At 65.8% G+C, this 19,311-nt stretch carries 18 protein-coding genes; 12 read left to right on the top strand and 6 right to left on the bottom strand.

What is annotated here, in order from left to right; translation table 11 throughout:
* Positions 1-116 precede the first annotated feature (116 nt).
* From HYH08_RS09800 to HYH08_RS09775, 6 genes are all read left to right on the top strand, one after another.
* On the top strand, positions 117-3,119 hold the full coding sequence (locus HYH08_RS09800) for a xanthine dehydrogenase family protein molybdopterin-binding subunit (RefSeq protein WP_220009566.1): 3,003 nt from the start codon (positions 117-119) through the stop codon (positions 3,117-3,119).
* A complete protein-coding gene (locus tag HYH08_RS09795) occupies positions 3,116-3,931 on the top strand; it encodes an FAD binding domain-containing protein (RefSeq protein ID WP_220009565.1) in 816 nt (271 codons plus the stop codon). Before HYH08_RS09800 ends, HYH08_RS09795 begins: the two co-directional genes overlap by 4 nt.
* On the top strand, positions 3,928-4,446 hold the full coding sequence (locus HYH08_RS09790) for a (2Fe-2S)-binding protein (protein WP_220009564.1): 519 nt from the start codon (positions 3,928-3,930) through the stop codon (positions 4,444-4,446). Before HYH08_RS09795 ends, HYH08_RS09790 begins: the two co-directional genes overlap by 4 nt.
* On the top strand, positions 4,439-5,983 hold the full coding sequence (locus HYH08_RS09785; RefSeq protein ID WP_220009563.1) for an AMP-binding protein: 1,545 nt from the start codon (positions 4,439-4,441) through the stop codon (positions 5,981-5,983). Before HYH08_RS09790 ends, HYH08_RS09785 begins: the two co-directional genes overlap by 8 nt.
* Before the next feature lie 29 nt (positions 5,984-6,012).
* Positions 6,013-6,819 (top strand): enoyl-CoA hydratase/isomerase family protein, encoded by an 807-nt coding sequence (locus tag HYH08_RS09780; protein WP_220009562.1) that lies wholly within the window; start codon positions 6,013-6,015, stop codon positions 6,817-6,819.
* A 75-nt stretch (positions 6,820-6,894) separates the two neighbouring features.
* Entirely contained in the window at positions 6,895-8,226 is a 1,332-nt protein-coding gene (locus HYH08_RS09775) for an MFS transporter (RefSeq protein ID WP_220009561.1), read from the top strand.
* Positions 8,227-8,443: 217 nt separating this feature from the next.
* On the opposite strand, the gene HYH08_RS09770 is transcribed toward HYH08_RS09775, so the two are convergent.
* The 6 genes from HYH08_RS09770 to HYH08_RS09745 form a co-directional block, all read right to left on the bottom strand.
* On the bottom strand, positions 8,444-9,280 hold the full coding sequence (locus HYH08_RS09770) for an ABC transporter substrate-binding protein (RefSeq protein WP_220009560.1): 837 nt from the start codon (positions 9,278-9,280) through the stop codon (positions 8,444-8,446).
* Positions 9,281-9,347: 67 nt separating this feature from the next.
* Positions 9,348-9,836 carry a MaoC family dehydratase gene (locus tag HYH08_RS09765; RefSeq protein WP_220009559.1) on the bottom strand — a complete coding sequence of 163 codons (489 nt, stop codon included), beginning with the start codon at positions 9,834-9,836 and terminating at the stop codon, positions 9,348-9,350.
* 10 nt (positions 9,837-9,846) lie between these two features.
* Positions 9,847-11,430, bottom strand: coding sequence for an acyl CoA:acetate/3-ketoacid CoA transferase (locus HYH08_RS09760; RefSeq protein WP_220009558.1), 1,584 nt, complete (start codon positions 11,428-11,430; stop codon positions 9,847-9,849).
* Between the two features lie 4 nt (positions 11,431-11,434).
* Positions 11,435-12,577 carry an acyl-CoA dehydrogenase family protein gene (locus tag HYH08_RS09755; protein ID WP_220009557.1) on the bottom strand — a complete coding sequence of 381 codons (1,143 nt, stop codon included), beginning with the start codon at positions 12,575-12,577 and terminating at the stop codon, positions 11,435-11,437.
* A gap of 12 nt (positions 12,578-12,589) precedes the next feature.
* The gene (locus HYH08_RS09750; protein WP_220009556.1) at positions 12,590-12,958 is read right to left on the bottom strand and encodes a tautomerase family protein; all 369 of its coding nucleotides are present in this window, start codon (positions 12,956-12,958) and stop codon (positions 12,590-12,592) included.
* Between the two features lie 3 nt (positions 12,959-12,961).
* The gene (locus HYH08_RS09745; protein ID WP_220009555.1) at positions 12,962-14,044 is read right to left on the bottom strand and encodes a LacI family DNA-binding transcriptional regulator; all 1,083 of its coding nucleotides are present in this window, start codon (positions 14,042-14,044) and stop codon (positions 12,962-12,964) included.
* 183 nt (positions 14,045-14,227) lie between these two features.
* On the opposite strand from HYH08_RS09745, the gene dapA reads away from it, so the two are divergent.
* From dapA to HYH08_RS09715, 6 genes are read left to right on the top strand one after another with little or no spacing between them, the layout of a single operon-like run.
* Positions 14,228-15,136, top strand: a complete 909-nt coding sequence (dapA, locus tag HYH08_RS09740; RefSeq protein WP_220009808.1) for a 4-hydroxy-tetrahydrodipicolinate synthase — start codon at positions 14,228-14,230, stop codon at positions 15,134-15,136.
* Positions 15,137-15,151: 15 nt separating this feature from the next.
* Positions 15,152-16,342 (top strand): CaiB/BaiF CoA transferase family protein, encoded by a 1,191-nt coding sequence (locus tag HYH08_RS09735; RefSeq protein WP_220009554.1) that lies wholly within the window; start codon positions 15,152-15,154, stop codon positions 16,340-16,342.
* Entirely contained in the window at positions 16,339-17,502 is a 1,164-nt protein-coding gene (locus tag HYH08_RS09730) for an acyl-CoA dehydrogenase family protein (RefSeq protein ID WP_220009553.1), read from the top strand. Before HYH08_RS09735 ends, HYH08_RS09730 begins: the two co-directional genes overlap by 4 nt.
* 10 nt (positions 17,503-17,512) lie before the next feature.
* Positions 17,513-17,920, top strand: coding sequence for a MaoC/PaaZ C-terminal domain-containing protein (locus HYH08_RS09725; protein WP_220009552.1), 408 nt, complete (start codon positions 17,513-17,515; stop codon positions 17,918-17,920).
* Positions 17,921-17,923: 3 nt separating this feature from the next.
* Positions 17,924-18,355: a MaoC family dehydratase gene (locus HYH08_RS09720; protein ID WP_011086090.1), complete on the top strand. Its 432-nt coding sequence runs from the start codon at positions 17,924-17,926 to the stop codon at positions 18,353-18,355.
* Positions 18,352-19,305 carry a dihydrodipicolinate synthase family protein gene (locus HYH08_RS09715; protein WP_220009551.1) on the top strand — a complete coding sequence of 318 codons (954 nt, stop codon included), beginning with the start codon at positions 18,352-18,354 and terminating at the stop codon, positions 19,303-19,305. Before HYH08_RS09720 ends, HYH08_RS09715 begins: the two co-directional genes overlap by 4 nt.
* Positions 19,306-19,311: the final 6 nt, after the last annotated feature.

Below are 19,311 nucleotides of genomic sequence, written 5' to 3'. Positions count from 1 at the left end.
GCGCGCAAATGAGACGATTTGGTAAGTCGTGAGAGCGGGCGGTATGGCTCCCGCATCCCCAGTCCTGACATCTGTCACCGTCGCGTCAAAGAACGCGTCGGGAGGTATGCCGGGATATGCTGCAGGCGGTCACATCCGCAAATCGTGAAAGCGGCGATCAGCCGTGGGTCGGACGTTCGATCGAGCGCGTCGAGGATGCCGCGCTGCTCGCCGGCCGCGGCCGCTTCATCGACGATCTCGGCGTTGCGCCCGGCACGTTGCACGCGACCATCCTGCGCTCGCCGCACGCGCATGCCGATATTCTCTCGATCGATGTTGATGCCGCAAAGAGCCTGCCGGGCGTTGCGGCGGTTCTGACCGGCACCGACGTCAAGGCCGTGACCACGAGCCTGGTCGTCGGCGTGAAGGCGCCGGTCGAGTGCTGGCCCATCGCGATGGACCGCGTGCGCTATGTCGGCGAGCCGGTGGCAATCGTTGTAGCGATTGATCGCGCGCGTGCTGAGGATGCCGCGGAGCTGATCAACGTCGAATATCGCCCGCGTGGCGCCGTCGTCGATCCGCTCGGCGCGATCGTATCAGGCGCGCCGGTGCTCCATGACGGCTTTCCCGGCAATCTCGCCAGCGATCGCTCGTTTCGTTATGGCGATCCCGAGAAAGCCTTCGCGGAGGCGCCGCATCGCTTCTCCATCGACATCCGCTATCCCCGCAACTCCTGCACACCGATCGAGACCTATGGCGTCGTCGCCTCGCATGATGCGGGTGAGGATGCGTTCGAGGTGCTCGCCAATTTCCAGGGCCCGTTCAGCATCCACACGGTGATTGCGCGTGCGCTAAAGGTGCCGGGCAACCGGCTGCGGCTGCGCACGCCGCCGGATTCCGGCGGCAGTTTCGGCGTCAAGCAGGGAGTGTTTCCCTACATCGTGCTGATCGCGGCGGCGGCGCGTATCACCGGCCGGCCGGTGAAGTGGATCGAGGACCGGCTCGAGCATCTCACCGCGTCGGTCTCGGCGACCAATCGCGCGACGACCCTGTCGGCGGCGGTCGCAGCCGACGGAAAAATCCTCGCGCTGGACTGGGACCAGGTCGAGGATTGTGGCGCGCATCTGCGCGCGCCCGAGCCGGCGACGCTCTATCGCATGCACGGCAATCTGACCGGCGCCTACGACATCCGCAATGTCAAGATCCGCAACCGTGTGGTCGTCACCAACAAGACGCCGACGGGCCTCAACCGCGGCTTCGGCGGGCCGCAGGTCTATTTCGCGCTGGAGCGACTGGTCCAACGCATCGCGATCGGCCTCAGGCTTGATCCGCTCGATGTCATCAAGCGCAATCTGATCGGTGCAGGCAGCTTTCCCTATCGCACCGCGACCGGTGCGTTGCTCGATTCCGGCAATTACCAGGAAGCCGTCGCGCGCGCGGTCGAGCACGGCAGGCTTGCCGAACTGAAAGCGAGGCGCGATGAGGCGCGGGCGCAGGGGCGCCTCTACGGCATCGGCTTCACCGCCGTGGTCGAGCCCAGCGTCTCCAACATGGGCTACATCACCACCGTGTTGACGGCGGCCGAGCGCCGCAAGGCCGGTCCGAAGAACGGTGCGCAGGCGACCGCGACGGTCGGCCTCGATCCGGTCGGAAGCGTCACGGTTCACGTGGCGTCGGTGCCGCAGGGGCAGGGCCATCGCACCGTGTTGTCGCAGGTCGTTGCCGACGTGTTCGGGCTTGCGCCGAAGGACATCCGCGTCAACACCGAGATCGACACCGCCAAGGACGCCTGGTCGATCGCATCGGGCAACTACGCCAGCCGGTTCGCCGCGGCGGTGGCGGGCACGGCGAAGATTGCTGCCGAGCGCGTCGCCGGCCGTCTCGCGCGTATTGCCGCCAGCCAGCTCAACGTCGAAGCCGCGGACATCGTGTTCGCAAAGGGCTTCGTTGCCTCAAAACGCAATCCAGAGAACCGCATCGCGTTCTCTCGCGTGGCCGCGCTCAGCCATTGGTCGCCGGGCTCGCTGCCTGACGAGGCCGGCCAGACCATCCGCGAGACCGCGTTCTGGACGCCCCCGGAATTGACGCCGCCCGACGAGGACGACCGCATCAACTCTTCGCTCTGCCACGGCTTCATCTTCGATTTCTGCGGCGTCGAGATCGACCGGGTCACGCTGGGGACGCGGATCGACCGCTATGTCACGATGCATGACTGCGGCACCATTTTGCATCCGGGCATGGTCAACGGCCAGATCCGCGGCGGTTTTGCCCAGGCGCTCGGCGCCGCGCTCCTTGAAGAATATGCCTATGCCGAGGACGGCAGCTTTCTGACGGGAACGCTCGCCGACTATCTGCTGCCGACCACGACCGAGGTGCCCGAGCCCGAGATTTTTCACATGGAGACACCGTCGCCGTTCACGCCGCTCGGCGCCAAGGGTGTGGGCGAAGGCAATTGCATGTCGACGCCGGTGTGCCTTGCGAACGCGGTCGCGGATGCGCTCGGCGTCGCCGATATCACCCTGCCGCTGGTGCCGGCGCGGCTCGCGGAGCTCGTGCGCGGCGCCGAGCCGCCGCCGCCCGCGGGTGGCGCGAGCGCCGCGGCCGTGCGTGGGGGCGACCGGCGGCTACGCGGCGAGGGACAGACTGCGGTGAAGGGCGCGCCCGAGCAGGTCTGGGCCATGCTGCTCGATCCCGCGACGCTGCAATCGGTCATTCCCGGCTGCCAGCGCGTCGACAAGATCACCGAGACGCATTTCCGCGCCGACGTCACGCTCGGCATCGGCCCCGTCACCGGACGCTATCGCGCCGATGTCGAGCTGTTCGATCTCGATGCGCCGCGCACGGCGACCTTGCGCGGCCGCGCCACCGGCGCGCTCGGTTTCGGCAATGCCGAGGGACGCATCATGCTCGCGCCCGACGGCAACGGCGGAACCACGCTCACCTACAGCTATGACGCCGCCATCGGCGGCAAGGTCGCGAGCATCGGCGGCCGCCTGCTCGATGGCGCGACGCGCGTGATCATCGGGCAGTTCTTCACCGCGCTGGCGCGGAAGGCCGGCGGCGGTGGCGCCGAGGGAGCCGGCTTCTCGCTGTTCGCGCTGCTGGCAAAGCTCGGCAGCCTGTTCGGGGGGCGTCGATGAAGCCGCCCACGTTCGACTATCTCCGTGCCGGGAGCGTGGGTGAGGTTCTCGAGGGCCTGGCGCAACAAGGCGGTGATGCGCGCATTCTCGCCGGCGGGCAGTCGCTGATGGCGATGCTCAACATGCGCCTGGCCAAGCCAAAATTGCTGATCGACATCATGCGCCTCGAGGAACTCCGCCAGATCGAGCGGAAGGGAGATACCGTGATCATCGGCGCCGGCGCGCGCCAGGCCGATCTGCTCGCATGGCCCGAACTCGCCGAGGCACTGCCGCTGGTGTCGCTGGCGCTGCCCTGGGTCGGGCACATGCAGACGCGCAGCCGCGGCACGATCTGCGGCTCGCTCGCGCATGCCGATCCCAGCGCCGAGATGCCGCTGGCGCTGGTCGCGCTCGGCGGCGAGGTGTTCTTGCGCAACACCAGACGCCGCCGCCGCATTGCCGCCAAGGACTTCTTCGCCGGCATGATGCTGACGGCGCGCGCCGAGGACGAGCTGATCGAGGGCATCTCGCTGCCTGTCGTCAAGGGAGCGCGCGTCGCCTTCCGCGAGGTCGCACGCCGTCACGGCGATTTTGCGATCGTCGCCTGCGCCGCGATGAAGACGCAGGCCGGCGTACGGCTCGCCGTCGGCGGCGTCGCGGACGTGCCGATCGCGCGCGACTGGCCGGAGCTCGAGGGTACCGCGCTCGACGATGCGCTGAATGCCTTCGCCTGGGAGCTTGGTGCCCGCGACGATGTCCACGCCACCGCGCGCTACCGTCGAGATCTCGTGCGCATGATCGGCCGCGACCTGATCGGCGAGGTGCTGCAATGACCCGGCTCAAGGCAGATCAGCGCCATGCCGTGCGGTTCTCGCTGAACGGCAAGCCTGTCGAGGACGAGGCTGAGCCGCGCATGCTGCTCTCCGATTTCCTGCGCCATCAGCTGGGGGCGACCGGCACGCATGTCGGCTGCGAGCACGGCGTCTGCGGCGCCTGCACCGTCGTCGTCGACGGGATGCTGACGCGGTCCTGCTTGACGCTGGCGGCACAGGTCGACGGCTGCGAGCTGAAGACTGTCGAAGGGCTCGCGCCGTCGGCCGACCGGCTCGGCGTGCTGCAGCAGGCGTTTCGCCGCAACCACGCGCTCCAGTGCGGGTTCTGCACCGCCGGCATCCTGATGTCGCTCGACCATTATCTCTCGAGGCATCCGACTCCGTCCGAGGCGGAGATCCGCGATCTCCTCAGCGGGCATATCTGCCGCTGCACCGGCTACACCCCGATCATCCAGGCGGCGCTTGAAGCAGCCGCAGAGCTCACTTCATCCAAAAAAGAGACCTCGAATGCTTGATCTCGCCAGCAGCTTCATGGCCAGCGCCGCGCGCGATCCCCAGACAATCGCCCTGGTCGACGGTGATCTCCGCCTGACCTACAGGCAATGGTACGACAAGATTTCCGCGCTGGTGGCATCGTTCGACCGTCTCGGCCTCAAGCCCGGCGATCACGTGGTCACGCTGCTGCAGAACCGCTGGGAAGCCGCGACGCTGCACTGGGCCTGCCAGTTCGCAGGCCTTGTGATCACGCCCATCAACTGGCGCGCCAAGGCCGATGAGCTCGATTACTGCATCGAGAACGCCGAGGCCTGCGGGCTGGTCTTTCAGGACATCTCTGCGGAGGCGGTGCAGGGGTCGGCGCTGGCAGGCAAGCTGCTCCGCGTGTCCGTCGATCCCGGACCAGGCGAGGCGATCGGCTTTGCCGACCTGATCAAGGGCAGTGCGCCTGACGCAGCGCCGCGCGTCGGCGCCGATGCCTGGTCGATCATGCTCTACACCTCAGGCACGACCTCGCGCCCGAAAGGCGTGCCGCGCCGGCACCGCGCCGAACGCGCCGCCGCAATTGCCCACGTTGCGCAAAATCTCTATCGCCGCGGCGAGCGCACGCTCGGCGTGATGCCGCTCTATCATACCATGGGCGTCCGCTCGCTGCTGGCGATGTCGCTGATCGGCGGCAGCTTCATCTGCCTGCCACGCTATGACAGCCGCCAGGCGCTGGCGCTTATCGAGAAGGAAGAGATCAGCAACCTCTATCTGGTGCCGACGCTCTATCATGATCTCGTCCATCACGAGGCCTTTGCCAGGACCGACATCTCCAGTGTCCGCAAGCTCGGCTTCGCCGGCGCATCGATGACCGATGGCCTGCTGAAGAAGCTGAACGACGCGTTCAAGCCGGAGTTGTTCGTCAACCATTACGGCAGCTCCGAGATCTACACCTTCACGATCGACCAGAACGCGGCGGCAAAACCCGGCTCGGCCGGCAAGGCGGGCCTGAACCAGCACGTCAAGGTCGTACGCATCGGTGCGAAATCGGTCGCCGAGCTCGCCGCAGTCGGCGAGGAGGGCGAGATCATCGCCACGCTTGCCGGTGACGAGGCGTTCGAAGGCTATTGGCGCCGCCCCGAGGCGGACGCGAAATCCTTGCGCGATGGTTGGTACTTCACCGGCGACACTGGCCTCATTGATCCCGACGGCGATCTGTTCGTCACCGGCCGTGTCGACGACATGATCATCACCGGCGGCGAGAATGTCTCGCCGGTCGAGATCGAGAGCTGCCTGTCGCTGCATCCCGCCGTGGACGAGGTCGCGGTGGTCGGCGTCACTGATGAGAAATGGGGCAAGGTCGTCGCCGCCTTTGTCAAGCGCAACCGCGCGGTGTCGGAAGTTGAGCTGGAGCAGTTCTGCCGCAGCTCGGGCCTCGCGAATTTCAAGCGGCCACGCCGCTACGTCTTCGTCGACGCGATTCCCAAATCGCCGGTCGGCAAGCTGCTGCGGCGACTGCTCGTCGCCGGAGAATACGAGGCCGAACGCCTGCCGCCATCGGACGCGGCCTGATCATCAGTCATCAACAGAAGGAAGAGCAAATGCCGTCACCCTATACATTCGCCGATCCCCGGCTCGCCAAACTCGACGGGTTCAAGGTCGAGATCGACGAGGCGCATGAGCGCGCCGACATCGTTTTGGGACGGCCGCCCTACAATGTCGTGGCGATGCCGCAGCGCGATCAGCTGCGCCTGACCTTCGAGACGCTGGACGAGGATCCGCGCGTGCGCGTCATCGTCGTGCGCGGCGAGGGCGAGCATTTCTCCAGTGGCGGCAATATCGGCGGCTTCATGGAGGCGAGCCCGGAGCACGTCTCCAAGCTCGCCTGGAACATCGCAGCCCCCGCGCGCTGCGCAAAGCCCGTGATCGTCGCCAATCGCGGCTATTGCTTCGGCGTCGGCTTCGAGCTGTCGCTGGCCTGCGATTTCCGCATCGCCTCGGAGACCACGCAATACGCGTTGCCGGAGCAGAAGCTGGGCCAGATTCCCGGCTCCGGCGGCTCGGCCCGTCTGCAGAAGATGGTCGGCATCACGCGCACCAAGGACATCGTGATGCGCTCCAAGCGCATCTCGGCCAAGCAGGCCTATGAGTGGGGCATCGCTACCGAATGCGTGCCGGATGCCGAGCTCGAGAAGGCGACCGACCGGCTCGTCGACGAGCTCCGCACCTTCTCGCCGCTGGCCCAGCGCACTGCCAAGAAGCTGCTCAACGACACCGAGGATTCGACGCTGGCGATCGCCATCGAGCTCGAAGGTCATTGCTACAGCCGCCTGCGCCAGTCGGACGACTTCAAGGAGGGCGTCGAGGCCTTCAATGCCAAGCGTCCGCCGAAATTCACCGGCCGCTGAGACGCGCACGAAGATTGCCGCGGTTCGCAATGGCGCGAGCCGCGGCTTGTTTCAAAACGGGGGAGGTCAAACAACATGGCTGAGATGGATATGCCGGTCGCCGGTGCCGAGGCATCAGCGGATAACAAGCAGATGGTCAGTGCGATTATCGCCTCGGTGCTCGGATGGGCGCTCGATCTGTTCGATTTGTTCATTCTGCTCTACGTGGCGCCGGTCGTCGGCGCGCTGTTCTTTCCGTCGAGCAATGCCGCGCTGTCGCTCGCCGCGGTTTACGGCTCTTTCGCCGTGACGCTGCTGATGCGGCCGCTCGGCTCGGCGGTGTTCGGCCATTTCGCCGACGTGCACGGCCGCAAGCAGGCCATGCTGGTTGCCATCATCGGCGTCGGCCTCAGCACGGCGGCGTTCGGACTGTTGCCGACCATCGCGCAAGTCGGTGTGATCGCGCCGGTCATCTTCCTGGTGCTTCGCCTGGTGCAGGGCATCTTCGTCGGCGGCGTCGTTGCATCCACCCACACGATCGGCACCGAATCCGTGCCGCCGCATTGGCGCGGTGCGATGTCGGGCCTGGTCGGCGGTGGCGGTGCCGGCATCGGCGCGCTGCTGGCATCCTTCATCTTCCTGATCACGTCCTCGGTCTTCCCCGGCGACGCCTTTGCGGTGTGGGGCTGGCGCTTCATGTTCTTCTCGGGGCTGCTGAGCTCGTTGCTCGGCTGGTTCATCTTCCGCAACCTCGAAGAGTCGCCATACTTCAAGGAGCTCAAGCGCCAGCAAGGCAACAAGCAGGCGAAGGTGTCGAAGGCACCGGTCAAGGACGTGTTCTCCGGCGAGTATCGCGGCGTGCTGCTGGTCAACCTGCTGATCACGTTTGGTGGCGGCGCCGGCTACTACCTGTCGTCAGGCTATCTGCCGAGCTTCCTGAAGGTGATCAACGCGGTCCCGAACCAGACCTCGTCGCTGATCCTGATGGGCGCGAGCGTGTCGGCGTTCTTCGCCGCGGTGCTGGTGGGCGCGCTGAGCGACCGTATCGGACGCAAGAAGACGTTCCTGATGATCGGTGTCCTCGCGGCGGTTCTCTTGCCGCTGTGCTATCTCAATCTCGCGGGGACCAAGGACGCGACGCAGATCACGCTTTATGCGCTCGCGATTGCCTTCATCGGCAATGCCGGCTATGCGCCGGTGCTGATCTTCCTGAACGAGCGGTTTCCGACCGCGCTGCGAGCGAGCGGTACCGGCCTGTCCTGGAACATCGGCTTCGCGCTGGGCGGCATGATGCCGACCTTCGTCTCGCTGGTGAGCGGGAGTCCTGCGGAGATCCCGATGTCGCTGGCTTACTTCGCCGTCGGCGTGTTCGTGATCTATTTGATCGGGGCTGTCGTGATTCCCGAGACCAAGGGCAACTTCCGCTAGGCCAAATTGGCCCGGCTGCAAGGGCCGCCACCTACCCATCGATGACCGTCACCCTGAGGTGGCCGCTTCTTCAGCGGCCCTGGAAGGGCGACGGCCCGGGTGCATCCCGGCCGTGCATCCTTCGAGGCTCCCGATGGGGCGCGCTGCGTCCCGTCACTCGCACCTCAGGATGGCGGGATTGGTAGTGCCGCTGTTGCGCAGCCTTGGCGGCGCCCTCTCAGTTCGTCGGCCCATCGCCCTTGATCGCGAACGTGGTGGCCTTCAGCTTGGTCATTCCGAACTTGTCGAACAGCTTGTCATAGGTGCCGTCGGCGCGGGCCGCGGTGAGGGCGTCGGCGAAAGCCTGCGCGAGCAGCTTGTCGCGGAACGCAAAGGTGATGTCGGTGCCGGCGATGTCACGCACCCAGATCTTTGCGATGCCTTTCTTCTCGAGCTCGTTCGCGGTTTCGTTGATGTTCAGCGCAGCCTCGAGCTGGCCGGCGCGAAGCGCGGCCGAGGTTGCGGTGACAGTGGTGAAGGTGCGCAACTCGACCGGCTTGAGGCCCTTGGCCTCCATCGCCGCGTTGAGTTCGCGGGCTTTCCGCTCCATGTAGGTCGCGGATTCGAGGCCGACCACGCGACCGGCTAGATCCTCGAATTTTTCGACCTTCAGGCTCGAGGAGGGATCGGTGTAGATGCTGATGGCCTGTTGTGCGTAGGGTACCAGATAGAGCATCTTCGAACGCTCCTCGGTCCAGAACAGGCCGGTGTTGATGGTGTCGAACCGGCCGGAGCGCAGCGCCGGGATCATCGGCGGGAAGTCCATACGCAGGAAGACAGCCTCGACGCAGAGGCGCTTGGCGATCTCGCGCGCGAGCTCGACATTCAGGCCCTGCAACTCGCCCTTGTCGTCGACGAATTGCTGCGGCGGCAGGGTCGGGTTGATCGACATCTGCCATTTCGGCGCCTCGATCAGGCTCGATGCCGGCACCTTTGGCGTGCAGGTCTGGGCGCCGGCCGCTTGCGTCAGGCCGATCAGGACGGCGAGGGCGGAGAAGGTTTTTGCAAATCGCATCAAATTACTCCTGTCAAATCGTGGGTGGCAGTTGAGCCGTCTCCGGTCCGACGTCTTTTTCCTTACGTTACCTGGTCGCCGGCGCGCCGCGATCGGCCTGCCGGGTGAGGATCAGCGAGATGTGGCGCGCGGCGGTCACGACCTCGTCGCGCTGGTTGAGCAGGTCGAGCGTCTCGACGACGATGCCGCGCTCGGGGTTTTTGGTCGGCCGCTTCTCGACGAAGCGGAAGCGCACGCGCAAGGCGTCGCCGGCGACGATCGGGCCTTTGAACTTGACCTCGTCCCAGCCGAGCGAGGCGACCGAGGTCTCCTCATACAGCTTCAGCTCCGACTTCAATCCTTCCATCAGCGACAGGCCGAACAGGCCATGGCCGATCACCGCGGGAAAGCCGCGTGATTTCGCATAGGCGCCGTCGATATGAAGCGGGTGGTGGTCGCGCGTGACGTCGGCGAAAGTCGCGATGTCGGCTTCCGTCACCGTGTGCACGGCGGTCTCGAACTCCGCGCCGAGCGCGATGTCCTCGTAACGGAGATTGATCGGGGCGCTCGTGTCCATGCGTGATCCCTCAGGCGACCTTGCGCGGCCGCGCCGGCATCGCCTTGAAGCTTTGCGCGATCCCCATCGGGCCGGAGCGGAAAATTCGGGGATCCATGTCTTTCAACTGCGGGCTGATTCGCGGCTTGAAGCCCATATTGGCGAGAATGTCCTCTTCGAGGCGCGCGCCCGGTGCGATCTCGGTGAGCGTCACGCTGCCGTTCTCGAGCTCGAACACAGCGCGCTCGGTGACGTAGCTGACATGCTGGCCGCGCTGCGCGGCGAGCGAGGCGCTGAAGCTGATCTGGCCCACTTGCGGCACGAACTTGCGGAAGGCGCCGTCGCGCCGGATCGCAAGGCGCCCGTTCTCGACGCCGATATCGAACTTGCCGCCGGTCATGGTGCCGCTGAAGATCAGCCGCTTGGCGTTCTGCGTGATGTCGATGAAGCCGCCGGAGCCGTCGCGGCGCTCGCCGAAGCGGGTGACATTGACGTTGCCGGTTTCGTCCACTTCCGCGAAGGACAGGAAGGCACAGGAGAGGCCGCCACCGTCGTAGAAATCGAACTGATAGGCCTGGTCGAGGATGACGCGCGGATTGATCGCGGTTCCGAACTCGCGGGCATGGCCGGGCACGCCGCCAACCACGCCGGATTCCACCGTGAGCGTGATCAGGTCGGAGATGCCTTCCTCCGCCGCGACGTTGGGGATCATCGCGGAGATGCCGACGCCGAGATTGACGACGTCGCGCGGGCGCAGCTCGAAGGCGGCGCGGCGGGCAATGACGCGGCGCTCGGTCAGCGGATCGGGCGTGATCATCGCGACAGGCACGCGGGTCTCGCCGCAGCGCGCGGGATCATAGACGGTGCCGTAGGTCTGCATCTGGTCGGGCTCGAGCACGACGTGGTCGATCAGGAAGCCGGGAATCTTCACCATCTGCGGGTGGATCGAGCCGCGCTTGACGATGCGCTTGACCTGGCAGATCACTGTGCCGCCGGCATTGTGCACGGCCTGTGCGATCGAGAGATCCTCGCGCGTCGTGCCCTCGTGCTCCATGCTGATATAGCCGTCCTCGTCCGCGGAGGTGCCGCGGATCAACGCGACGTCCGGCGGCGCGGGAACGCGGTAGAGCAGGTATGACTGGCCGTGCAGTTCCAGCAGATCGACCAGCGGCGCGGTGGTGCGCTTGTTCATGCGGCCGCCGTCCTGGCGCGGGTCCATATAGGTGTTGAGACCGACATGGGTCAGCACGCCCGGATGTTTTGCTGCCATGGCACGGCAGAGCTGGCTCATCACGCCTTGCGGGAAATTATAGGCGTCGATCAGCTCGTCGCGGACGAGGCGCATGAACGGCACCTGAAGCCCGAAATTGCCGCCGATCACGCGCGCGATCATGCCTTCATGGGCGAGATGGCAGATGCCCTTCTCGGTCACCGCGCCGACGCCGGTGATGTTGATCAGCGTGAGATTGTGCGGCCCCTGGCCGCTGACGAAGCGCCGCTCCAGCGCCTCGAGGACGGATTCGGCAACGCCGGTGCCGCCATTGCCGCCGACGATCAGCGTGTCGGTGTCGCGGATGAGGCTTGCTGCCTGCTCCGCCGTGATGATGCTCAGCATGCGCTCACGCGGCCTCCTTCTCGACCTGGCGGGCGATGATCAGCCGCTGGATCTGGTTGGTGCCCTCATAGATCTGGGCGAGGCGGACGTCGCGGAAAATGCGCTCGATGCGGTACTCGCGCGAATAGCCGTTGCCGCCGTGGATCTGCAGAGCGTTGGAGACGTGCTTCATCGCCATGTCGGTGGTGAACAGCTTCGCCTGCGCCGCCTCCTTGGCAATGGGCTCGCCGGCATCGTGCAGGCGCGCGGCGTGGTGGATCAGGAGGCGGGCGGCGGCGATGTCGGTCGACATGTCCGCGAGCATGAACTGCACCGCCTGATAGTTGATGATGGCCTGGCCGAACTGCTTGCGGTCCTTGGCGTAGGCAGTCGCGTCCCCGAACGCGGCCTGCGCCATGCCGAGCGCCATCGAGGCCATCATCAGCCGGCTGAAATTGAAATTGCTCATCGCCATCTTGAAGGCCTGGTTCTCCGGCCCCATCACGCTGTCCGCCGGCAGCCGCACGTCGGAGAAGGTGATCTGGCAGTCATCGAGGCCGTGCATGCCGAGCAGCTCCTCGTTCTTGCCGCGCGCGATGCCGGGCAGGGCGCCGTCGACGAGCAGGCAAGAGATGGAACGGTGGCCCGCCTCGCTGCCGGTGCGGGCGAACACCATGATGCGGTCGGCGACGCCGCCGAGCGTCACCCAGGCTTTTGTTCCATTCAGCCGCCAGCCAGTGCCCTCGCGTACCGCGTTGGTGCGGATGCCGGCGACGTCCGAGCCGTGGTCGGGCTCGGAGACGGCGGTGGCGGGAATGATGTCGCCGCTGAGGATCTTCGGGATCAGCGCCTTGTGCGCATCGGTGCCGTGATGGTCGAAGAACAGCACCGCTTCGACCGGAATGGCGAAGGCATTCGCCACCGCGCCGGAGCAGCGCGCCAGCTCCTCCATCGCGATGCAGGCTGCGACCGCATCGAGGCCGGCGCCGCCCGCGCCCTCGCGCAGGCAAATGCCGAACAGGCCGAGATCGGCCATGCCCTTGTAGAGCGTGCGGTCAAAACGGTCCTCGCGATCGATCGCCGCGGCGCGCGGCAAGATCTCGGCTTCCGCGAAGCGGCGGGCGGTGTCGCGGAGAGCCTTCTGATCCGCGGTATAAAAGCGATCCATCCTGTGCTCCGGTCAATCGCTGGCGAGCTTGGAATCGTGGGCGACCTCGCTGCGGTCGCGATCGCAGAAATAGACCGCGACGTCGTCACCCGGCACGCCATAGGCGCTGCAGACGCCGCGGGTCAGTGCGATGGCGGCGGCGCGGCGCTCGGCCTCGCTGCGGCGGAAGGCGTGGACCTTGAGCAGGATGCGCTGGCCGGTCGCCTCTGCGCCGAAGACGCCGGCATGGGCATAATCGTCAGCCGCGATCGGCAGGAAATAGAGCGTGACCGTGTCCGCTGTGACACCGAACGCCGACATCAGGCCGTCGGTCGCGGACCGTGCCAACGCGGCCTTGCGCTGGGACGGGACTTGCGGGGCGAGCACTTCAACATAGGGCATCGATCAGACCTTCGCGGATTTGGCCGCAGACGATTTGGATGGGGATGATTTGGGTTTGCCGGACTTCGCCGAGGCTGGCGCGTCGATCCGGCGGCAGGAGTCGCGCTTGATCAGCCGGGCGCCGACGCGATATTCGCGCACGCCGTCATTGCCGTTGTCCTTATCCATGCGATGCAGCAGCCGGTCGACGGCAAGATTGGCGAGATCGCGCGCACCATTGTCGACGATGCTAATGGCGGGTCGATGCCATTCGAACCAGGGCATGTCTTCGTAGCAGAGCAGCGAGAGATCGTCGGGAATGGCGATATTCCGCTCCGCGGTGACGCGCAGCACGCCGAGCGTTGCCTCGTGGTTGGCGACGAAGATCGCGGTGGGCGGGCGGGGGAGATCGAGCAGCTTGCGGGCGCAACTCGCGCCGGTCTCAGGCACGTAGTGGCCGGCATGAATCAATGCGTCGTCCCTGGCGATGCCGGCTTCGCGCAGCGCGCGGACATAACCCGAGAGGCGCTCGCGGCCGGACGTGGTGTCCTGGCGGCCGACGATCAGGCCGACGCGCCTGTGACCGAGCTCGATCAGATGGCGCGTGCCGAGATAGGCACCTTGCGGATCGTCGGCGAGCACGGTTTCGAGATCGGTTGCGTCATCGCGCCGCACCAGGCAGACGATCGGGACGTCCTTTGCCAATGTCTTGAGCTGCGCGCCGTTCTTGCCGGTCGGCACCACGATCAGCCCGTCGATGCGGTGATCGACCAGTGTCGTCAGCGTGTCGCTCTCCGCTTGCGCGTCATCTCCGCCGATGCAAAGAAGCATCTGATAATTCAGCGCCTTCAGGCGCGCCTGCACCACTTCGGCCATCACCTGGAACGAGGCGTTGGTGAGATTGTGCACGAGCAGGGCGACAAGCCGCGATTGCCCGGTCTTCAATCCGCGCGCGATCGGGTTCGGCCGGTAGCCGAGCTCGCGCGCGATGCGCGTCAGGCGCTGCTGCGTGCGCTCGCTCGTCAGGCCTGTTCCGGTCAGCGCCCGCGAGGCAGTGCTGACTGAAACGCGGGCCGCCTGTGCCACATCTTTGAGCGTGACGCTCATCCAACCTGCCGATAGACTGCAAACGATTGCAAAACGCTAGGAGCTTATTCCACGCGGATCAAGCTCAAAAAATGGATGGTGTTGCCCAATGCAGAGCCATTTATGCAAACGATTGCATAAAGCGTGCGGATATTCCGTAAGGCGCTGCCATTCCCTCAATCGACTCCGTTACCCGGCAGTTCACTGATGAAGACGTTTCGCGGCACCTACACCGTCATGATCACCCCGTTCACGGCAGCCGGCGAGGTCGATGTGGCGGCCTTGCGTGCGTTCGTGGATTGGCAGATATCTGAGGGCATTCACGGCTTGATCCCGCTCGGCTCGACCGGCGAGTTCCTCTCGCTCGACGATGACGAGAAGGCGCTGGTTGCCGAGGTCGTCATCAACCAAGCCGCGGGTCGCGTGCCCGTGCTGATCGGTACTGGCGCGGAGGATACGCGCGAGGTGGTGCGGCTGAGCCGCCGTGCCGAAAAACTGGGCGCGGACGGCGTCATGATCATTCCGCCGTTTTATTCGACGCCGACCGACGACGAGCTCGTCCATCACTACAAGACGGTGGCGGATGCGATCTCGCTGCCGATCATGGTCTACAACAACCCGGCGACGGCGAATGTCGATCTCAAGCCGCCTCTGGTGGCGCGGATCGCCGAGATCGACAATTGTCTCTATATCAAGGAGTCGACGCTGGAGGTGACGCGGGTGCGCGACATCATCCGCCTCTGCGGCGACAGGATGACGGTGTTTGGCGGCATCCTCGGCTTCGAATCCTTCGTCGAAGGCGCGCAAGGCTGGGTGGCGGTCGCCTCCAACGTGGTGCCGGCGCAGATGGCGCGCATCTTCAGCCTCGTGGCCGACGATGGCGACATCAAGCAGGCGCGCGAACTTTATCTGAAATATCTGCCGGTGATCGAATTCGTCGGCGGCCAGGCCTATGTCGCCGGCAGCAAGGCGCTGCTCGGCCATATGGGCTTCGCGGTCGGTCATCCGCGCCCGCCGCGGCTGCCATTGCCGGCCGCGCAGGATGCGGCTGCGCGCGCGCTGGTCAAAACCTTCGATCTGGCGTGGCGCGGCGCGCCAGTCGCTGCTGCCTGAATTGGGTGTGAACGGATGAACCTGCTCGAAGGCGTCAAGATCCTCAGCTTCAATCACTATCTCGCCGGGCCGTTGGCCGCGCAGACGCTTGCCGATCTCGGCGCCGACGTCATCGCGGTCGAGCCGATCGAGGGGGCGTTCCAGCGCAACTGGGCGGTGGCCAATCATTTCGTCGCCGGCGACAGCGTCAATCATCTCGCCACGGGGCGCAACAAGCGCAGCATCGCGGTCGATCTCAAGCATCCCGACGGCATCGCCGCGGTGAAGAAGCTGGTCGCGACCTCCGATGTCGTGATGGAGAATTTCCGGCCGGGTACCATGGCCAAGCTCGGCCTTGGCTACGACGTGCTGAAGGCGATCAATCCCGGCCTGATCTATGCGGTCGCAACCGGATTCGGGTCGGACGGACCGTACAAGGATCGCCCCGGCCAGGATCTGCTGCTTCAGGCGATGTCGGGCCTTGCGATGCGGACGGGACGTGCCGACGGCGAGCCGACCGCGGTCGGCGCCGTCATCGTCGACCAGCACGCCGCCTCGCTCTATGCCATGAGCATTCTCGCCGCGCTGTTCGCGCGGACCAGGACCGGCAAGGGGCAGCTCGTCGAGGTCAACCTCTATCAGGCCGCGATCGACCTCCAGGTCGAGCCACTGACAGCGTGGCTCAACGGCGCGCCGTCGCCGACGCCGCGCGGGCCAGCCGGCATTGCTGCCTGGTTCAGTCCCGGTCCCTATGGCGTTCACGCCACCGCGGACGGCCACATGGCGATCTCCATGGCAACGCCCAAGGCGCTGGCGATCGCGCTGGACAGCGAGAAGCTGGAGCAGTTCGGCGACGCCGACAGCTTTTCGAAGCGTGAGGAGATCACGCGGATCGTGGCCGGCAGGCTGAAGCAGAAGCCGACCGCCGATTGGTTGCCTTCGCTTGAAGCGGCGAAGATCTGGCACGCGCCGGTGCAGGATTATCGCGATCTCGTCTCCGATCCCCAGCTCAATCATCTCGGCGTGTTCAAGACGGCCGAGAGCGCAGGCGGCGCACCGATCCGGATGGTGGCGCATCCCGCGCGCTATGACGGGCAGACGCCGGAGGTGCGGCTGGTGCCGCAGCGGCTCGGGGCGCAGACCCGAGAGGTGCTCGGCGAGATCGGCTACGCCGCGGCCGAGATCGACGCCATGGTTACGGCTAAGGCCGTGGGGGTGGCGCGATGATCGATTTTTCGGTCCCAGAGGAGACGCGCCTGCTGGTCGATACCGTCCGCCGCTTCGTCGAGACGGAGGTGCAGCCGCTCGAAGACGAGGTGGAGCAGACGGCCAAGGTGCCAGCTGACAAGCTGGCGATCACGAAGGCCAAGGCACAAAAACTCGGTCTTTACGCGATGAACATGCCGGCGGATGTCGGCGGTGGCGGGCTAACTTGCGTCGAGCATTGCCTCGTCGAGGAGGAGTTCGGCAAAACGTCCGACGCGCTGATCCGTCGCGTGTTCGGCCAGGTCTATCCGATGCTGATGGCCTGCAAGGGCGATCAGGTCGAGCGCTACCTCAAGCCGACCGTGAAGGGCGACAAGATCTGCGCGATGGCGATCACGGAGCCGGGCGCCGGATCCGATGCCGCCTCGATCAGCACCACGGCGCAGCTCGACGGCGATGAGTGGGTGCTTAACGGCACCAAGCATTTTATCAGCGACGGCGATATCGCCGACTACGTGATCCTGATGGCGCTGACCGACAAGGACAAGCGCGCGAGGGGCGGCATCACGCTATTCCTGGTCGACCGCGATACGCCCGGCTTCAAGGTCGCGCGCACCCAGCCGATGATGGGCCATCGCGGCTACGGCCATGCCGAGCTGAGTTTTGAAGACTGCCGCATTCCGAAGGCGGCCGTGCTCGGCGAGGTCGGCGGCGGCTTCAAGCTGATCATGCAGAGCGTGCTGCAAATCCGCCTCGCTCACATCGGCGCCCGCGCCGTCGGCATGGCGCAGCGCGCGCTGGAGATGATGCGCAAGCATGCCGGCGAGCGGCGCCAGTTCGGCCAGCTGATCGGCGACTTCCAGATGGTCCAGAAGCTGATCGCGGATTCCGCCACCGAGATCTTCGGCGTCAAGATGATGGTGATGAACGCCGCCTGGGACATCGATCAGGGCAAGGATGCGCGCGACAAGGTCTCGATGATCAAGGTCGCGGCCTCCGAGATGCAGGGGCGGGTGGTCGACCGCGCCATCCAGGTGTTCGGCGGCATGGGTTTCAGCAAGGACCTCCCGCTGGAGCGGATGTATCGCGACGCGCGCGTCACCCGCATCTATGACGGCACTTCCGAAATCCACCGCATGCTGGTTGCGCGCAGCACCATCAAGAACGGCCTGCAGCTCTAGGGAACGACCGATGTCTCACGCACCACTCAAGCCCGGCGCGGCCTTCGTCTTTCGCAAGACCATGACCGTCGCCGAGCAGGCGATGTTCACCGGCATCAGCGGCAATCTCGGCGGTCTCTATGTCGATGCTGTCAGGGCCAAAAAAGCGGGCGCCTCCAACATGGTTGCCTTCGAGCTCGCGGTCGGCGGTCTCGCCACGACGTGCCTGAGTCAGCTCGGTGGCCCGACGCGGCGGATCGGCAGCATCGCGCTGAATTTCGCGGCGCCCGTGATCGTCGGCGATTCCGTCGAGGCCAAGGCTGAGATCGTCTCGGTTGCCGGCGAGGAGGCGACCTGCCGCGTGACCTGCAGCCTGTCGCCGTCTGGCGTGACGGTGGTGGACGGCACCGCAACGCTGGTTCCCTTCGCGAAGGGCTGAGCCATGTACGAGCCAAAATCCTTCGACGATCTCAAGGTCAATGACAGGGTCAGCCTGAGCAAGACCATCACCGAGGCGGATGGCGCGCTCTATATTGCCGCGACCGGTGATTTCGGTCCCGTCCATGTCGACGAGGTCTATGCGGGGGCGACGCGCTTCGGCCGCAGGCTGGCGCCGGGGATCATGGTTGCGGGCCTCTGCACCAGTATTCTCACCAGCGAGCTGGTCGGCACCATCGGAGTCTCGGTAGAGGACCGCTTCTGGTTCACCGGTCCCGTATTCTACGGCGACACGCTCACCTTCGACGTCTGGATCGCCGAGCAGCACGACGAGACCCGCACCATCATCTGGGAAGCCAGCGCGCGCAACGAAGGCGGCCTCGAAGTGCTGAAGGCGCGGGCAAGCCTGAAATTCCCGCGACGGAAACCGTCATGAGCAAGATGATGAAGAAACCTGACTTGCGCGGCGTCACGGTCGCGACCGTGCTGCCCTTCAAGGACGACAGCTCGATCGACTGGGACGGCTACGCCCGCGTGCTCGATTATTGCGCCTGCCCGGACGGAATCGCAGCCGTGTTCGTCAATGGCCATGCCGGCGAGGGGGGATCGCTCTCGGACGACGAACGTCAGGCCGTAATCTCGCGGACGCGCCGGCAGATTGGCGGCAAGCCGCTGCTGGCGGGCATCATCGCGCATTCGACCGCCGAAGCGATCCACCAGGCGCAGCTCGCGGAGGCTGCCGGCGCCGATTGCGCCGTGCTGTTTCCGCCGGCGCCGCTCGGTGGCGGTGCCTCGGCCACCTCGCGCGCCCCGCTGGCCTTCGTGCAGGCGGTCAGCTCCGCCATCGGCATTCCAGTGTCGATCTTCCAATATCCGCTGGCGTCGGGCTTCGGCTACTCGCCGGAGACGCTGGCGAAGATCGCATCGCTCGACAGCGTCATCGCGATCAAGGAAGGCAGCGACAGCATGCTGGCCTACGACGAGAACCGCCGCGCGGTGAAGCAGGCCGACGCTTCCGTCGCGCTCCTGCCGTCGAACTTCCACTGGTTCCTGCCGCAACTCGCGGTTGGCGGCGACGGCCTGCTCTCCGGTCTCGTCAGCCTCGCGCCGCAGCTGTTCGCCGAACTCTGGCAGGCCGCTCTTGCCGACGATCTTAAGGCGATGCGCGCCGTCAACGAACGGCTCTATCCGATCGTGCGCGCGATCTACGGGCCCGCGCCGATCATGGATATGCACACGCGCATGAAGGTGGGGCTGAAGGCGCTCGGCCTGATCCGTAATGCCGATCCGCGGCCGCCGCTGCTACCGGTGCTTCCAGCGTTGTGCGACGCTATCGCAACGACAGCCGGCGCGGCACGCGCCGCCGGCAACATTCGTCTGGCGTGAGCGGGC

The organism is Bradyrhizobium sp. BR 10289 (assembly GCF_019455385.1).
Lineage (GTDB): Bacteria > Pseudomonadota > Alphaproteobacteria > Rhizobiales > Xanthobacteraceae > Bradyrhizobium.
The sequence above is the reverse complement of the archived record's forward strand: the minus strand, read 5'-3'. Positions and strand labels throughout refer to the sequence as shown.

Coding starts and splice junctions, on each gene's coding strand:
- HYH08_RS09800 (WP_220009566.1), top strand. CDS start 117: ATGCTGCAGGCGGTCACATCCGCAAATCGTGAAAGCGGCGATCAGCCG.
- HYH08_RS09795 (WP_220009565.1), top strand. CDS start 3,116: ATGAAGCCGCCCACGTTCGACTATCTCCGTGCCGGGAGCGTGGGTGAG.
- HYH08_RS09790 (WP_220009564.1), top strand. CDS start 3,928: ATGACCCGGCTCAAGGCAGATCAGCGCCATGCCGTGCGGTTCTCGCTG.
- HYH08_RS09785 (WP_220009563.1), top strand. CDS start 4,439: ATGCTTGATCTCGCCAGCAGCTTCATGGCCAGCGCCGCGCGCGATCCC.
- HYH08_RS09780 (WP_220009562.1), top strand. CDS start 6,013: ATGCCGTCACCCTATACATTCGCCGATCCCCGGCTCGCCAAACTCGAC.
- HYH08_RS09775 (WP_220009561.1), top strand. CDS start 6,895: ATGGCTGAGATGGATATGCCGGTCGCCGGTGCCGAGGCATCAGCGGAT.
- HYH08_RS09770 (WP_220009560.1), bottom strand. CDS start 9,280: ATGCGATTTGCAAAAACCTTCTCCGCCCTCGCCGTCCTGATCGGCCTG.
- HYH08_RS09765 (WP_220009559.1), bottom strand. CDS start 9,836: ATGGACACGAGCGCCCCGATCAATCTCCGTTACGAGGACATCGCGCTC.
- HYH08_RS09760 (WP_220009558.1), bottom strand. CDS start 11,430: ATGCTGAGCATCATCACGGCGGAGCAGGCAGCAAGCCTCATCCGCGAC.
- HYH08_RS09755 (WP_220009557.1), bottom strand. CDS start 12,577: ATGGATCGCTTTTATACCGCGGATCAGAAGGCTCTCCGCGACACCGCC.
- HYH08_RS09750 (WP_220009556.1), bottom strand. CDS start 12,958: ATGCCCTATGTTGAAGTGCTCGCCCCGCAAGTCCCGTCCCAGCGCAAG.
- HYH08_RS09745 (WP_220009555.1), bottom strand. CDS start 14,044: ATGAGCGTCACGCTCAAAGATGTGGCACAGGCGGCCCGCGTTTCAGTC.
- HYH08_RS09735 (WP_220009554.1), top strand. CDS start 15,152: ATGAACCTGCTCGAAGGCGTCAAGATCCTCAGCTTCAATCACTATCTC.
- HYH08_RS09730 (WP_220009553.1), top strand. CDS start 16,339: ATGATCGATTTTTCGGTCCCAGAGGAGACGCGCCTGCTGGTCGATACC.
- HYH08_RS09725 (WP_220009552.1), top strand. CDS start 17,513: ATGTCTCACGCACCACTCAAGCCCGGCGCGGCCTTCGTCTTTCGCAAG.
- HYH08_RS09720 (WP_011086090.1), top strand. CDS start 17,924: ATGTACGAGCCAAAATCCTTCGACGATCTCAAGGTCAATGACAGGGTC.
- HYH08_RS09715 (WP_220009551.1), top strand. CDS start 18,352: ATGAGCAAGATGATGAAGAAACCTGACTTGCGCGGCGTCACGGTCGCG.